Source organism: Neobacillus sp. DFD-2R (genome assembly GCF_057747865.1).
This window is the reverse complement of the sequence record NZ_CM173228.1, coordinates 4,150,267-4,166,703: the sequence shown is the minus strand read 5'-3', so window position 1 is coordinate 4,166,703 and position 16,437 is coordinate 4,150,267. Positions and strand designations below refer to the sequence as shown.

Sequence of the window (16,437 nt, the reverse complement as noted above, 5' to 3'; positions counted from 1 at the left end):
TCCGTCTTTTTCTTTTTTGTGCGTCACAAATCGAACAAATGAAGCCACAAGTTTTCTTGCATACGAAAAAGCGGGAAACCGCAACATCAAGGGGGTTTGAACGAATGGCACACGAAATCTCACTTCCTCAAAGTTTTATTGAAGAAGTTACGAAATCTATTCAACCGCATTGGGGGGCGTTAGGTTGGGTCACTTACAAACGGACTTATGCCCGCTGGATTGAAGCAGAAAACAGAACCGAAGAATGGCACGAAACCGTCAAACGTGTAGTTGAAGGAAATATCAATCTTGACCCACGTTTGAAGCAAGAAAAAGTTCCCTTCTATGTAGTTGACGAATTGATTCACGAAGCAAAACAATTATACAAACTTCTTTATGGTTTGGCTGGTGCTGCAAGTGGTCGGAATTTATGGATTTCGGGAACGGACTTCCAAAAGCGTAACGGGGACGCACTCAACAATTGCTGGTTCATTGCTATCCGTCCGCAAGCATACGGCGATTCACACATTGTTCCGTTCTATCTCAACGACAAAAATGAAATCACCGTATCAATGCCGTTTTCCTTCTTATTTGACCAATTGATGAAAGGCGGCGGGGTCGGATTTTCCGTTGTTGAAGAAAACATGAATAAAATGCCGATAGTTGATCGTAAGGTTGAACTTGTCGTTGTAGTTGGTAAGGAAAACGGCGACTATGACCAAATCATTGCAGCGGGTGCGGTCGATAGAAACGAAGTTATTTACACCGACAAAGATATTGTTTATAAAACGCCCGACGACCGTGAAGGTTGGGTCGTATCAAACGCATTGGTCATTGATTCACACTCTACGCAAACAATTCGTCAAGACGTCGAAAGGATTATCATTGACGTGACCGACATTCGTGAACAAGGAAAACGAATCAAAGGCTTTGGCGGGGTTGCTTCGGGTGCAAAACCATTGGTTGAATTATTGTTAAAAGTGAACGGAATCTTGAACAAAGCTGTTGGACGCCGTTTGACTTCCGTTGAATCAACCGATATTTGCAACCTTATCGGAAAAACGGTCGTTGCTGGAAATGTTCGTCGTTCGGCCGAAATCGCACTTGGTTCGCCTACTGATTCCGCATATATCACAATGAAGCAAGACCAAGAAGCATTGATTTCGCACCGTTGGGCTTCAAACAATTCCGTTATTGTTGACCGTTCCTTCACGGATTACGACGAAATTGCGGCTTCAATTATCGTCAATGGAGAACCAGGCATTGTGAACATGGAATTATCAAGACACTTCGGACGTATTGTTGACGGATTCCAAGAAAACATTGACGAAGACGCCGAAGGCACAAATCCTTGCGGTGAAATTACGCTTGGAAACGGTGAACCATGTAACCTATTTGAAGTCTTCCCGTTAATTGCGGAAGAACAAGGCTGGGACTTGGCAGAAGCATTCGGTCTTGCTGCACGATATGCAAAACGTGTCACATTCTCAAATTACGAATGGGAAGTTTCCCGCAAGATTATCGCAAAGAATCGCCGAATCGGGGTTTCAATGTCTGGAATTCAAGATTGGGTATTGAAGAACTTTGGGGGACGTCTTGTTGTTGGCTGGAACGGAAATGAACCAATTTACAACGAAGCTGCAATCGAAGCGGTTGACGGTTTATACAAAGCCGTTGTTGCTGCCGACCTTGCATATTCTGAAAAACTTGGCTGCAATCCTTCCAACAAACGAACAACCGTCAAACCAAGCGGAACGGTTTCAAAACTTGCTGGCGTTTCCGAAGGCGTTCACTATCACTATGACGCTTATATCATTCAACGTATTCGATTCCAAGCAAACGACCCGTTACTTCCGGCAATCGAAATGGCGGGATATCACATTGAAGACGACGTTTATTCCGCAAACACAAAGGTTGTTGAATTCCTTGTCAAAGCAGCTTCGGCCGACGAAGAAGGATTCGTTTCGGCGGGTGAAGTATCTATCGAAGAACAATTCGCCGTGCAAGCCTTCATGCAAAAATATTGGGCGGACAATTCCGTTTCATGTACGATCACTTTCCACGAACACGAACACGACAAGATTGCACCATTATTCGTTAAATATAAAGACGTAACAAAATCAACTTCGCTACTTCCGTTTAGCGGTCACGGCTACCAACAAGCACCGAAAGAACCAATCACAAAAGAAATTTACGAAGAACGAATCAAAGCAATCAAAGGCAACGTCCAAGATATCTATGAACTAATCAAGAAGATTCAAGGAATGAACGTTGCAAGTGAAAAAGACCTTGAACTTGTTGGTCAAGAAGATTGTGCTGGCGGTGCTTGCCCTATCAAATAAAAAAGAGCGGGGAAATCCCCGCTTTAATTTTCGTTATTTACCTTATCCATACATAAGTCAATTAATGCAATCATGCGATAAAACAAGTAATCGACCTGTTTCATAGAACCTATTTTTATTTTACTAGTTTCGAAGTGCCGAATTTGATATTTGTTTCCAATATCAGTTAGTGTCTTGAATTCGGCGTCCAATAGAACGTCAAAATCTGCTGTTCCTGCCGCTACATTCGTAACCAATGTTTGTGCCGAAGCCTTCTTTTTCTTTGGGTCACTGTCGTAGAAGGTTTTTAATCGTTCAAATGCGTCCCATATCTTTTCAAGTGCTATTTGACGGTCAAATTCTTTTGGCTTTCTGATGTTTTCGATTGCAGAGTTTACTAATTCGTTCAAATCTTTGTCCTTAGATTTAACGTTGAGGTTTTGAAGAACAGCGTCCAATTGGGTTGGTAATTGACGTTTAATCATACCGTCAAGATCTAGATAAAATACAATTCCATTCCTTGCAAAGATTTGATTCACTTCGGTGCGAAATTTTTCTTTTTCGTTTTCGGTGTCTGGAAAGAAAATGTGATAGTGCTTGAACCAACTATGATAGTCACTTTCATTTATATCCGCAATTTTTGAATAACAGAATTCGATGAAGTCAAGTAAGGCGTATTTGTTAACGTCATCGTATTCGTCCCATTTAACATTGACAGGCGTTTCCATATTAGGGATTTGTGCTTTTATAGCGGCATTTAGAAGTTGAACGTCCGTGCCACAAACCATGTCGTTATCGGGACAAGTATCAGGATAATCTAAAGAAAAGTTCTTTTGAAATTTTTTGTATAAGCCAATAATCCCGTTATAGACAGAAACCGTAATTTCTTCGGATTTCAATTCCTGTTTCCCTAATTCTCTATCACTAAAATACTCATGCACGATAATCTTCCTCATTTCTATGTGATTTAACCATATCTTTCCTTCTATTTTAAATGAATCCCTAGTATTTTTCACCTTTGTTTCTATCAATATTGTTAAAAACAAGAATTGTGTTGATGTAAAAATTTGCCCGTATTTCTTTTGTTTTAGCGTCACAATTGTTCCATTTCGCCCCACAAGTAACCTTGTAAACAAGATTACGAAAACCGAATAGGGGCGTGATGGAATGCGAAACAAATATGAAATTCGTGGGAACGTCACTGTCATTTTCCTTCAATACAAAGGGGAATTGACCACGACGGTTATTTCCACGAATGACCTTTCACGTGTCGATTCAATTTCCGGTCGCTGGTATGCAATGGACGTTGGTGGAATTCGGGGTGAGAAGATTTACGTCGGGACAAAGATTGGCGGAGTAACTGTTTACCTTCACCAAATAATTGCGAACAATCCGCCGAAGACGGTTGTTGACCACTTTAACCATAACACGCTGGACAATAGGCGTGAAAACCTTGTCGTCGTGTCCTATTCGCAAAACGGTCAAAACCGAAGTGGGGCACAAAGGAACAATGTCACGTCGGGATTGCGAAATGTTTATCGTAATAAGTCGGGTAAGTGGTTTGTTCGGCTTCAAAAGGACGGTAAGACGATTCATTGCGGCACTTACAAGACGAAGGAAGAAGCAAACCGTGTGGCTATTCGTGCAAGACAAAAATACTTCCATTGTGCTTCCTAAAAACAAATCAAGGGGGAATTGTTTATGAAGTTAAAAGTAAAAAAGCTGCACCCAAACGCAATTGTTCCAAAACAACAAATTGAAGGGGACGTCGGCCTTGACCTTGCAACGATAGATTCGGGTTGGGTCTTTCCGTTCCAGCGAAAATTGTTCCGAACTGGAATCGCCGTACAACCCGAAAAAGGGTACGAAATGCAAATCAGACCGAGAAGCGGGCTTGCATTGAAAAAGGGAATCACGGTCTTGAATACGCCTGCAACGATCGAACCGACCTATCGGGGCGACGTTGGAATCGTGTTATTTAACACAAGATTTCTTCCATTCAAGGTAAAGGCCGGCGACCGAATCGCACAAGCAGTTTTCAAGAAATACGAAGAAAAAATCGAAACCGAGGTTGTTGACGAACTCGACGCTTCGGAACGTGGAACATGCGGCTTCGGGTCAACGGGTGTGTAAGTCATGGCAAAAGGGGGGATTCGAATGATTAACGAAAAACAAAGTGAATTGAAAGTTGTATTGTTAGCAAGCACACCAAATGCAAGGGAAATTGCATTTACTGCGATTCGAACTTGCTATTCTCACAATAAACCTTCCGATTTGTTTGACGGTGCGGAATACGAAAAGTATCAACAAAAGGTAGCTTCGGACGGGAAAGGCGGAACGGACGCCGATCGTTTATTCCGTCACATTGTTTCAAGCGGGCACACTTCAACGCTGGAACACATTTCATTCACGTTTGCAATCGAAGGTCTTTCTCGTTCAGCGTTGGCACAATTAACCCGTCACCGTGTAGGTTTCGGATATTCCGTGCAATCGCAACGTTATGTTTCGGACGCTTCCGAGAAGAAGAAAGGCGGATTCCACTATATTGTTCCGCCAAAAGTTCAAGAAGACCCCGAAGCATTCGAGATATTCCTTGAAACTATGGACGTAATACAAAAGGCATATGATAGACTTCGGGAAACAAGGATTCCAACGGAAGATGCCCGTTTTGTTCTTCCGAATGCTGCTGCTATCAATCTGACTATGACTTGTAACCTTCGTGCATTACTTGAATTTTACGCCAAACGCCGCAAAGGTCGTGGGGCACAATGGGAAATCGCCGACCTTGCGGAAAAACTTCGCAGTGTTGTTGTAGAAAAAGAAGATTGGCTTGACCCGTATTTTGAATTGAAATAGAGGAAGCGGGAGAATCCCGTTTCTTTTTTTTTTCGTTAGTAAAAAATTACTATTAAAATGAAACTTTTACATTAATTTTTTAGTATAATTAGAGGATGATTGTACTAAGGAGGTTCCAAGCATGGCATACCAACCTGAAGCAGCGCTTGAAAAAAATTTACTTAAGCAACTTGTAAATATAGGCTACAATGCAGTCAAGATTGCGGACTATAACGCATTGCTAACTAATTTTAAGGAACAACTCAATAAATTCAATGAACATAAACTAAATGGACAACCATTAACTGATAAAGAACTTAAGAGAATTCTTACATTAATCGAAGGCAATAGCATTTACGATTCAGCGAAAATCTTACGTGACAAATTATTGATAGAACGTGAAGATGGAACGCAATTATATGTAGAGTTACTCAACACAAAAGACTGGTGTAAAAATCTATTTCAAGTCACGACGCAAACAACAGTGACTGGAAAATATACAAATCGTTACGACGTGACAATCCTAATTAACGGTTTGCCACTTGTTCAAATCGAATTAAAACGACGTGGACTAGACTTTAAAGAAGCGTTCAATCAAATTCAGCGCTATCGTCGTCACACATTTACTGGTTTGTATCGATTCCTCCAAATCTTTGTCGTAAGTAATGGTGTCGATACAAAATACTTTTCGAACTCTGATTACGATATTCAATTTGGGTTCACATTTTTCTGGACGGATGAGAAGAATGAGCTGATTACAAACTTACAAGATTTCGCTAATGCGTTTTTACAGCCCTGCCATTTAGCCAAAATGATTAGTCGCTACATGGTCATTAATGATACTGATAAGGCGTTAATGGTTATGCGACCATATCAAGTATACGCGGTAGAAGCATTGGTAAAACGTGCAACGGAAACCAACAACAATGGCTATATTTGGCATACAACGGGTTCGGGTAAAACCTTAACCTCTTTTAAAGCTGGTCAAATTTTAGCAGATGAAGAAAGTATCAAAAAGGTTTTCTTCCTTGTCGATCGCCAAGACTTAGACAGCCAAACCATTTCTGAGTTCAACAAGTTCCAAAAAGGCTCAGTTGACCGTACAGATAAAACAGAAATGCTTATCCAGCAAATTCAAGACCCAATGAAGCGGTTCATTGTTACAACCATTCAAAAAATGAACAATGCTGTCAAGAATCCAAGGTACGCTCACATTATGGAACCATACAAGCAAGAACATGTCGTATTCATTATTGATGAATGTCATCGTAGTCAATTTGGTGATATGCGAAAAGAAATCGATCAGCATTTTAAAAATGCACAGTACTTTGGATTTACAGGTACACCACGTTTTGTAGAGAACAAGAGCCAAGATGGTCGTACAACAGCCGATTTATTTGAAAAATGCTTACATTATTACTTAATTAAAGACGCAATTCGTGATGGGAACGTACTTGGCTTCTCAGTAGAATACATTCGCACCTTTAATGCCAATATTAATGAAAATGATAAAACAAAAGTACATGCTATTGATACGGACGAAGTATGGCATGATGAAATACGCTTAAATCTTGTTGCCGATAATATTCTAAGTAACCATGTAAGACGTTCAAAAAGTAAAGGTTACTGTGCTATGTTTGCCGTTGATTCAATTCCTACATTGATTCGATATTATGACATTCTAAAATCAAAAAATCACAATCTAAAAATTGCTGGAATATATTCTTACGGACAAAATGAGGAAAGCGATGGAACGGGTGAACATTCTCGTGAAGCATTAGACCGTATGATTGTGGACTATAACAAAATGTACGATACTGACTTTTCTACAGAGACTTGGGATCGCTACTTTTCCGATGTATCGAAGAAAGTGAAGAATGCACAAATCGATATTTTACTTGTCGTGAAAATGTTTCTAACTGGTTTCGATAGTAAGCCGCTCAACACTTTGTATGTAGACAAGAATATGGTGTATCATGACTTACTTCAAGCATATAGTCGTACAAATCGCGTAGAAAAATCTACAAAGCCATACGGTAACATTATTTGCTATCGAAATTTAAAAGAGAATACGGATGAAGCGATTAAGCTATTCTCTAAGACAAATAATGTTGATACGGTATTAATGGGTAGCTACGATGAATATCTAAAAGCTTTTAAAGAAGCTGTGAAAAATTTAAGAGGAATTACAGTCATCCCAGAAGAAGTTGACGAGTTGGAACGTGAAGAAGATAAACGCAAATTTATCATTGCATTTAAAAATGTCACGAAACTGCTCCAACGTTTACAGTCATTTTCTGATTTTGAGTTTGATGAAACAGAACTGAAGATTTCGCAGCAATCATACGAAGATTTCAAGAGCAAATACTTCAAAGTATACGAGAATTTCAAGCGTGGCGAAGTGCCAAAAGAATCCATTCTGCATGACATCGACTTCGAGTTAGAGTTAATGCATACAGACCGTATAAACGTAAGCTACATTCTGAATCTCATTGCGAACCTTAACACTGAAAATGAAAAAGAACGTGACAGAGAGATTCGTTTCATTAAACAAGAATTAGACCATGCCTCTGATCCGAAGTTGCGTTTAAAAATTGACCTGATTAAAGGATTCCTAGACAAAGTTGCACCGACTATTGCACCAAATGAATCCGTTATTGATGTATACAAGAGATATGAAGAAGATATGAGTGAACAAGAACTTGAAGCGTTTGCTAAAGAAGTAGATATTGATGATAGCGTATTACGTGAACAAATATCAACATTTGAGTACTCCAGTTTAATCGAAAAAAATGCGATTATGGATTCTTTATCAGGATCGTTCTTGAAAAAGAATAAAGCAATCAAAGCGATTACTTCATTCATTCGTGACTTTACCGAAAAATACGGTGCGTAGTTACCACATTACCCATTTAATAAAAAGAGGGCGCTAAATCAGCGCTCTTTCTTGTTATTTTATAAAATATCAAAAAAAAATTAAAAAAACGTTGATATTTTAAAAAATATCATTTATATTAAACATATCGGTGCTGATATATTAAAAAATATCAAAGGAGGAGTGCTGTGAAACTTCATCAAATTGCTCAATTTACACAAGGTGCTTTTGCAAATCGGTTGGAAACTTTTTCTGACAACATTGAAACATTAAAAGTCAAATTGCTTTCACTGAAAGAATTTAACGAAACCCTTGGCTTGACCTATCGAATTTCAAATGAAAAAAGTGCCGAAATTACTGTTCCAAAGGAAAAATTAACACCACAACTTTTAACAGATACAAATAGTCTCATCTTGCACACACATACCCAAAAAGTTGCTTTGTTACCTGAAAAATATAGCGGGTTATTATTAACTAACAACTTTATAAAAATTCAATTAACAAGCGATGTAAATGTTACCTTCTTTGAATGGTACTTTAATGAACATCCATCCATTCAAAAACAGCTGTCTGTGTTAAGTGAAGGAACGGTCATTTCATTATTGAAACTATCTCATTTAAAGGAATTAGAAATTAACTTACCACCTATTCAAAAGCAAATAAATATTGGCAAAATCGCTCAATTAAAAAAGCGAAAAGAATCGTTAATGATTGAAAAACGTGAATTGCAACAGCTATATATCCAACAGAAGCTAATTCAAAGTATCAACGTGAATTAATCAAACCTAAGGAGGAACACATTTATGACAACGATTGAAAAACAACGTCAACAACAAGCTGATTTACATAAAAAATTATGGGCGATGGCAAATGACCTACGAGGTCAAATGGACGCCAGCGAATTCAAGGATTATATTTTAGGGTTAATTTTCTATCGTTACCTATCAGAAAAAGTTGAAGCACGTGCAAACGAATTACTACAGGAAGATAACATTTCATATTCAGATGCATGGGGAAAGGAAGAGTACCACGAGGACTTAGCAGAATATCTTATCGATGAGTTAGGTTATATAGTAGAGCCTCAATTCTTATTCTCACACTTTCTTGAGGAAATCGAAAAAGGAGCAAATGGTAACTTTGATGTCGAAATGCTACAAAATGGTGTAAAAGCAATTGAATCATCTACTCTAGGTACAGACAGCCAAGACGATTTCCAAAATCTATTCGACGATATGGATTTAACTTCTTCACGCTTAGGACGTACAGTGAGGGATCGTACAAATTTAATTAGTAAGGTAATTGTTAACATTGCAGATATTCCATTTTTACAAGATGATGTTGAAATTGATATTCTAGGTGACGCATACGAATATATGATTTCTCAATTTGCAGCAAACGCAGGGAAAAAAGCTGGTGAATTTTACACGCCACAACAAGTCTCTAAAATATTAGCGAAAATTGTGACTGCTGGTAAATCAGAAATTCGAGATGTTTACGATGGTGCTTGTGGTTCTGGATCGTTGCTACTTCGTGTAGGTAAAGAGGCGAAAGTACACAAATACTACGGACAAGAAAAAGTATCGACAACATACAACTTAGCTCGAATGAATATGTTGCTACATGGAGTTCCTTACCAACGCTTTGATATACGAAATGCTGATACATTGGAAGAGCCTCAACATATCGAACAACGCTTTGAAGCAATCGTTGCCAATCCGCCATATAGTGCGAAATGGAGTGCTGATGACAAATTTATTGAAGACGAACGTTTTAGTGCTTATGCAAAACTAGCACCAAAATCAAAAGCAGACTTTGCCTTTATACAACACTTTATTCATCAATTGGATGATAACGGTACAATGGCAGTCGTGTTACCACATGGTGTATTATTCCGTGGAGCAGCAGAAGAAGCTATTCGTAAATATTTAATTGAAGAAAAGAACTATTTAGATACAGTTATTGGATTACCAGCAAACATTTTCTACGGTACAGGCATTCCTACTTGTATTTTAGTATTCAAAAAATGTCGCAAGCATGATGACAATGTTCTTTTCGTTGACGCTTCAAATCAATTCGAAAAAGGTAAAAACCAAAATCTTTTGTCAGATGAACATGTAGATAAAATTATTACTACGTATTTAAGTCGAGAATCCATCGATAAATATTCATATGCAGCTACATTAAATGAAATCAAAGATAACGATTATAACCTAAATATTCCTCGTTACGTAGATACTTTCGAAGAAGAAGCTCCGATTGATTTATTTGCTGTGTCACAACGCATAAATGAGATTGATACAGAAATTGAAGAAGTGGATAAAGAATTAGAGATGTACTTTAAGGAGTTGGGGCTGTAAAAATGAATACTCCTAATCTTCGTTTTAAACAATTTAGTGGGCAATGGAAAATATACCCTTTAGGAAAATTTTCGAGTAAAATTAAAGAAAAAAATAAAGACTTTAAAGTAAAAAATGTAATTTCCAACTCGGCTACAAAAGGGCTTATATCCCAAAGTGAATATTTTGATCGTGATATAGCAAACGCAAAAAACATTGATAATTATTATATTATTAATGAAGGCGATTTTGTATATAACCCTCGTATGTCTAATGAATCACCTTATGGACCAATTAATCTATATGCTGGTAAAGATTCTGGAGTGATTTCACCTTTATATTTAGCTTTTAGAACTTCAAATATAAATGTGGGTTATTTAAAATGGTATTTTAAAAGCAATAAATGGAATAGATTTATGTATTTAAACGGTGATAGTGGTGCACGACACGATAGGTTAAACATTAACGATTCTGTCTTTTTTAATTTACCTTTAGCTTATCCATCACTTGAGGAACAAAATAAAATAGCTAATTTATTTCAAATTATTGAGAAAAAGATTCAACTTCAACAAGAAAAAGTCAACTTGCTGAAGGAACAAAAGAAAGGTTATATGAAGAAGATCTTTAATCAAGAAATTAGATTTAAAGATGATAGTGAAAAAGAATTTCCAGAATGGAAGTATTACAAACTAGGTGAATTCACAAACCGAATTACTAGAAAAAATACAAATTTAAAAACTAATAGACCATTAACTATTTCTGCACAATATGGGTTGATTGACCAAATTGAATTCTTTAATAAAAATGTAGCCTCATCCAATTTAGAAGGATATTACTTATTAGAAAAAGGAGAATTCGCTTATAACAAAAGTTACTCTAGCGGTTACCCTTTAGGTACGATAAAACGACTTGATAATTATGAGAATGGGGCGCTGTCCACACTTTATATTTGCTTTGCTCCAAAAGATAATGTTTTCAGTGATTTTCTAGTTCATTACTTTGATTCAGTGCAATGGCATAAAGAAGTATCATTGATATGTGTAGAAGGTGCTAGAAATCATGGCTTATTAAATGTTAGTGTATCAGATTTCTTTGAAACACGGCATAAATTGCCATGTATGGAAGAACAGTTAAAAATATCAAGTTTTTTAAATGCAATTAATAAAAAACTTCAAATAAATGAAGACAAATTATTGCAACTACAACAACAAAAACGAGCTTTTATGCAACAAATGTTTATCTAATCATGTAAACGTAAAACAGCACTATCCAACTTGTTGGCATGGTGCTGTTATTTTACAAAAATTTCATTTACATATATGGTAGGGTTAAATCTCAATAATGTTAAAAAGTCGCCAAGTATCTGGCGGCTTTTTTGTTTGCCGTCACAAAACGTTAATTTCCCCCCACAAGTAACGGTGTAAGGAACGTTAAAGGGGGAAATCGAATGCAAACAAATTACGGTCAATTAGTCGTCAAAATCGCTTTATGCGGAAAAATGAGAAGCGGCAAAGATACGGTTGCCAATTTCCTTCGTGAAAATCACGGCTTCATAGGTTTCCGTTTTTCCGAAGGGATTTGGGACACGATTCGTCTTTTATATCCACAAGTTTACGCAAAGCGGGACAAAGAAAAGCCCCGCAAGCTGCTTCAAGATATTGGTCAAAAACTTCGTGAGGTAAATCCGAATATTTGGGTCAATTATACGTTGCGGAAAATTCAAGAAGTCGGGGCAAATCGGGTCGTTGTGACCGACCTTCGGCAGCCGAACGAATATCACGCTTTGAAGGAACAAGGATTCTTTATTGTCCGTGTAAGTGCAGAAGACGGGATTCGTTTGAACCGCATTCTTGCGGAAAACGACAACTTCGATATTCAAGACTTATATCACGAAACCGAACGTTACATTGACGGGTTCAAGGTTGATTTCGAAATTCAAAACAATGGTACTATCGAAGAACTACTTCAACAATCACAAGCGGCATTTGATAAGGCCGTTCTATATGCGAAAGGGGGAAAACCAGGGGGGCGAATATAATGGGTGCTGCTTCAATTGATTTAAAGTCAAACGAACACAGAATCGAAACAGAATATCCGATTGAAACGCCGCAAGGGGTGAACGCCTTATTATCAAACATTCATCACGTTCGAAGTGCTGCAATTGATAAAGGTGATTTCGACGCTATTAATTTGTTGATAGACTTCCAAATTGCATATTCGAAAATAAACGTGACACCACGCCAAAGACAAGCGATTCAGTTGGTCTATTTCGCAGATTTGACGCAAAGGGAAGCGGGCGAAATCATGGGAATTTCACAACAAGCGGTTCAACAATTGATTCAATCGGTCGTTAATAAAATTGCTGAACAATATGCGAAGGATTTGAACGACGTCAAAGGGGGAAACAATCATGAATCTATTCCAAACGATAACCAATAAACACTATTTTGACGGAATGTTCATCGCCAATTACAAGGTTCGTATGGATAAGGAAGTATCGAAATTATTGTCGCTCCTGGACGTAAACGGGCAACCGCCGTCTTTGGAAATTCGCAAGCAAGCGATCGAAGCGATATGTGACGCCTATATCGAACAAACGGGTGAAATCCCCGAAGGCGTTCAAGTTCAACGTTTGGGGAATTGGTTGCTGCTCGAAGATATGACGAACAATCACCCCGACAAAGTTACACGTGAAGAATATCCGTTCTTGACCAAACGACAACTTCGAACCCGATACAATCGGGAAAGAGCAGACGAAACAATCGAAGAAAAATTGACCCGTCAAAATTATCTTGGCGGTAAAAAGCAATCAACGTTCAAAAAGGCTGAATAATATTCCCAAGCGTCGTCCCATTAGGGTCGGCGTTTTTAATTTTGCAAGAAAAAAAAGACCTTCGGCAAAAGGTCGTAAGAAAAAATAACAGAAATTTTCAAAACCATTATAAAAAATTTTTTGTTGCGTCACAACCCCCGATTTTCAAACCACAAGTCACGGTGTAACAACGACAAACCGAAAGGGGAAATCACACGTGACTTTATTGAAAGAACAAACGACGCTAACAAACCAAGCAAAGGAATTCGAAAGTTTCCTTCAAGTACGTGAAGGATTCAAACGGGGAGCGGCTGCATTTTTCGCAAAGCAGATTCAGGACTTCGTTCAAAGCGGATTGACCCCGAAGGCTTACTTCGAAGTAATTCGCCCAAATGACGAAAGGGCAGCGGAAACATTCTTGATGAATTTCCGACATTACGTCCAATATCAACAAAATCAATACTTCGAAGACTTTCACGAACTTCGTTGGCAACTAGGACGAAAACACGCAAGGGGGTCTTTCTAATATGGCAATTCTTCCACAAAACACAATTATGTTTTCTCACAATGATTTGGACGGAATCGGGGGCGGCATTCTTATCAAAGCCGCACTTGGTTCACACGCCGAAGTTCATTATTGTTCCTATCAAAACGTTGACGACAAAATCAATCAACGATTGGACGAATTAGAAAACTCGGCCGACCTTCCGTTCATTCTGATTGCTGACTTGGGAATCAAGGAAGAAACGGCGGAACGTCTTGAACGATATCAAGGCGGGAAACGTTGGCTTGACCATCATAAAACGAATATCGACCTTGCAAGCCGCTTTGATTGGGCGACGATTGACGTTGAAGCAAGCGGAACATTGTTGGTCTTTGATGAATTCGAAAACATTCCAAGAAGTTTCCGTGATTTCGCAATTCTTGTAGATGACTATGATCGCTGGATTCATGCCTATCCCGAATCAAAGCAATTGAATCGCTTGTTCTTCATTGTCGGAATCAAGAAGTTCGAAGACCGTTGCTTGACGGCGAAAGAACCGCACCGTCTTTATAACATTGACAAAATCCTTCTTGAACTTGAAGAAGAACGAATCAATCGCTATATCGACAAGTTGGAGAAATCAATCACGGTCTATGAATTAACGGGCGAAAAACGCTTCGGTGTCGGATTTGCTGACCGTTACCAATCCGAAGCAGCTCACGAATTGATGAATCGCCTGGAACTTGACGCAATTGCCTTGATTGACGTCAATATGCGAAAAGTTTCCTTCCGTAGCAAGCCGAAATTTGACGTTGGTTCAATTGCAAAACGTCTTGGTGGGGGCGGGCACAAAAACGCTGCTGGTGCTGAATTCAATTACGGAAGAATTGACGATTTTCACGGCTCAAAATATCCGTTATTTGGCGTCTATCAAAATTTACAAACTATGATATTCGAATTGTTTTGGAAGTTCAAAAGGGAACATGAAGAAGTTGAAACAAAAGAAATTGAAAAATTGTTCAAGGGGGAATCAAAATGAAAAAACTATCCGAAAAACAAAAAGCACGTCTTAAAGAACTAACCCAAAGGAACGAAACGCTTGACCAAATTATTCTTCAAAGGATTTCCGATCATTCACAAGCCCTTCCGCTGAATTTGATCTTGGAAGCACGATTCAATGAACTAATGAAGAATGGAATCGCCCTTGAAGGTGAAATTGCCTATCTGAAAGAATCGGACGAGTATCAATTCGTTGAAGGTCAAATTGAAGTAAAGAAACGCCGCCTTGATATGATTAAAGGACAACTTGCCGAAATTCAAAACGTCGGTGATATGTTGGCAAAATATCATGCCTTTGGTCGAGAATTTGAAATTGTAATAGCGTAACAAAGCCGCCTTTCGGGGCGGTTATTTTTTTTGATTGCGTCACAAACGGCAGTATCTATCCCACAAGTCACTTTGAAAGGGGTGATTAAATGAAACCTTTGCAAATGATTGAAGTCTTAAAGCGGTTCAATTTCCGTTGTGCCTAACAGATTCGGAAGACTATCACATTGAACATTGGTTGCCGCAAGCGAAAGGCGGACAAACAACGGTTGAAAATTGTTATCCGCTAGACGCTCAACTGAATTTGAAAAAAGGCAAACAAAATCCATTCGTATTCTTTGAACGTGAAGATATTAGTTGCCGGTTTGAAAAAGAACGGTTCGACGAATTGGTGCTTTGGTTGGCAATCAATAACGATTTGTCGGTCGAAGAATTTCGGGAATTCACGTTTTGGGCTTACGTACACAATAACCCAAACGTTGAAGATTGGAAAAAGTTCAAAGGGGGTTTGAATATGTACCAAGAAATTCACCCAATGCGGGCACAAAGTTTCGATTATCCTAAAGCAAGCAGTGAAGAATGGCAGAACGAAGATTTCATTTACGAAGTAAAGTACGACGGGGAACGTCAATTGATTCATATTATGGACGACAAAATCTATATGACGGGAAGACGACCTTCCGACGTTACGGGCAAACTTCCCGAAAAAGGCGGATTTGTCCCGCAGCTTACGGATTTTGATATTCCCGAATTATACGGAACGGTTATTGACGGGGAACTGATTCACCCAAAAGGTGATTTCGATTTGCTTCGGTCAATAATGGGAAGCGGTACGGCTGAACGTGCTATTGGAATTCAAGAATCACACGGTTTCTTGCAATATATCACGTATGACCTTCTATATTATAAAGGCGAAAACGTAATGAACCAGCCGTTTGAACGTCGCCGTGAACAATTGGAAGAAGTCTTCGAAATCTACCGCAAGTATGTTGGCGACCGATACGTTCACCTTGCGGTTCAATTTCACCCGTCTGAATACGATATTCAAAAGATTTTCATCGACGTAGTTGCAGCGGGCGGCGAAGGTTTAATGCGAAAACGATTGTCGGGAAAATACAAGATTTGTAACGGGTCAAAGAAATCGTCCGATATCCAAAAGCTGAAAAAGATATTGACCTTTGACGGCGTTGTCATTGGCTATGAATACGGAAAAGGAAAATACAACAAAGATAAAATCGCAAAATTGGTCTTCGGTCAATATAAGGACGGCGAACTTGTGGAACGTGGGGCATTCGACGGATTCACGAAGGCAGCAATCGAAGATATGACCGCAAACATTGATAAATATATCGGGCGTGTTGTTGAAGTCAAAGCGAATGAAGTTTTGAAATCGGGAAAATTGCGTCACCCGAAATTCAACCGCTGGCGTGACGATAAAGACCCGAATCAATGCACTTGGGAATAAGGGG

General features: G+C 38.7%; 16 protein-coding genes. 15 read left to right on the top strand and 1 reads right to left on the bottom strand.

All coding sequences use genetic code 11. The annotated features are described in order from the left end of the window. Positions 1-104 precede the first annotated feature (104 nt). The gene (gene nrdJ, locus AC3ANV_RS20785; RefSeq protein WP_488310565.1) at positions 105-2,321 is read left to right on the top strand and encodes a ribonucleoside-triphosphate reductase, adenosylcobalamin-dependent; all 2,217 of its coding nucleotides are present in this window, start codon (positions 105-107) and stop codon (positions 2,319-2,321) included. 23 nt (positions 2,322-2,344) lie between these two features. Here the strand turns inward: nrdJ and AC3ANV_RS20780 are convergent, their stop codons facing one another. Continuing rightward, on the bottom strand, positions 2,345-3,244 hold the full coding sequence (locus tag AC3ANV_RS20780; protein WP_488314289.1) for an AbiJ-NTD4 domain-containing protein: 900 nt from the start codon (positions 3,242-3,244) through the stop codon (positions 2,345-2,347). Positions 3,245-3,467: 223 nt separating this feature from the next. On the opposite strand from AC3ANV_RS20780, the gene AC3ANV_RS20775 reads away from it, so the two are divergent. The 14 genes from AC3ANV_RS20775 to AC3ANV_RS20710 all read left to right on the top strand — a co-directional run bounded on the left by AC3ANV_RS20775 (position 3,468) and on the right by AC3ANV_RS20710 (position 16,433). Beyond that, complete coding sequence (locus tag AC3ANV_RS20775; RefSeq protein ID WP_488310564.1) at positions 3,468-3,977, top strand: HNH endonuclease; 510 nt, start codon at positions 3,468-3,470, stop codon at positions 3,975-3,977. A gap of 24 nt (positions 3,978-4,001) precedes the next feature. After that, the gene (dut, locus tag AC3ANV_RS20770) at positions 4,002-4,433 is read left to right on the top strand and encodes a dUTP diphosphatase (protein WP_488310563.1); all 432 of its coding nucleotides are present in this window, start codon (positions 4,002-4,004) and stop codon (positions 4,431-4,433) included. Positions 4,434-4,457: 24 nt separating this feature from the next. After that, entirely contained in the window at positions 4,458-5,156 is a 699-nt protein-coding gene (gene thyX, locus AC3ANV_RS20765) for an FAD-dependent thymidylate synthase (RefSeq protein WP_488310562.1), read from the top strand. 121 nt (positions 5,157-5,277) lie between these two features. Continuing rightward, positions 5,278-8,031, top strand: coding sequence for a type I restriction endonuclease subunit R (locus AC3ANV_RS20760; RefSeq protein ID WP_488310561.1), 2,754 nt, complete (start codon positions 5,278-5,280; stop codon positions 8,029-8,031). Positions 8,032-8,198: 167 nt separating this feature from the next. Then, complete coding sequence (locus AC3ANV_RS20755) at positions 8,199-8,789, top strand: restriction endonuclease subunit S (RefSeq protein ID WP_488310560.1); 591 nt, start codon at positions 8,199-8,201, stop codon at positions 8,787-8,789. Positions 8,790-8,813: 24 nt separating this feature from the next. Beyond that, positions 8,814-10,367, top strand: a complete 1,554-nt coding sequence (locus tag AC3ANV_RS20750; protein WP_488310559.1) for a type I restriction-modification system subunit M — start codon at positions 8,814-8,816, stop codon at positions 10,365-10,367. A 2-nt stretch (positions 10,368-10,369) separates the two neighbouring features. Next, on the top strand, positions 10,370-11,590 hold the full coding sequence (locus AC3ANV_RS20745) for a restriction endonuclease subunit S domain-containing protein (RefSeq protein ID WP_488310558.1): 1,221 nt from the start codon (positions 10,370-10,372) through the stop codon (positions 11,588-11,590). Positions 11,591-11,793: 203 nt separating this feature from the next. Beyond that, entirely contained in the window at positions 11,794-12,384 is a 591-nt protein-coding gene (locus tag AC3ANV_RS20740) for an AAA family ATPase (protein WP_488310557.1), read from the top strand. Then, positions 12,384-12,785, top strand: coding sequence for a sigma factor-like helix-turn-helix DNA-binding protein (locus AC3ANV_RS20735; protein ID WP_488310556.1), 402 nt, complete (start codon positions 12,384-12,386; stop codon positions 12,783-12,785). The genes AC3ANV_RS20740 and AC3ANV_RS20735 overlap by 1 nt, the downstream gene beginning before the upstream one ends. Beyond that, entirely contained in the window at positions 12,757-13,179 is a 423-nt protein-coding gene (locus AC3ANV_RS20730; protein WP_488310555.1) for a hypothetical protein, read from the top strand. Before AC3ANV_RS20735 ends, AC3ANV_RS20730 begins: the two co-directional genes overlap by 29 nt. A gap of 196 nt (positions 13,180-13,375) precedes the next feature. Further along, complete coding sequence (locus AC3ANV_RS20725) at positions 13,376-13,684, top strand: hypothetical protein (RefSeq protein ID WP_488310554.1); 309 nt, start codon at positions 13,376-13,378, stop codon at positions 13,682-13,684. A 1-nt stretch (position 13,685) separates the two neighbouring features. After that, a complete protein-coding gene (locus AC3ANV_RS20720) occupies positions 13,686-14,681 on the top strand; it encodes a DHH family phosphoesterase (RefSeq protein WP_488310553.1) in 996 nt (331 codons plus the stop codon). Beyond that, the gene (locus tag AC3ANV_RS20715; RefSeq protein ID WP_488310552.1) at positions 14,678-15,028 is read left to right on the top strand and encodes a hypothetical protein; all 351 of its coding nucleotides are present in this window, start codon (positions 14,678-14,680) and stop codon (positions 15,026-15,028) included. Before AC3ANV_RS20720 ends, AC3ANV_RS20715 begins: the two co-directional genes overlap by 4 nt. Positions 15,029-15,164: 136 nt before the next feature. After that, the gene (locus AC3ANV_RS20710) at positions 15,165-16,433 is read left to right on the top strand and encodes an ATP-dependent DNA ligase (protein WP_488310551.1); all 1,269 of its coding nucleotides are present in this window, start codon (positions 15,165-15,167) and stop codon (positions 16,431-16,433) included. The last annotated feature ends 4 nt before the right edge of the window (positions 16,434-16,437 follow it).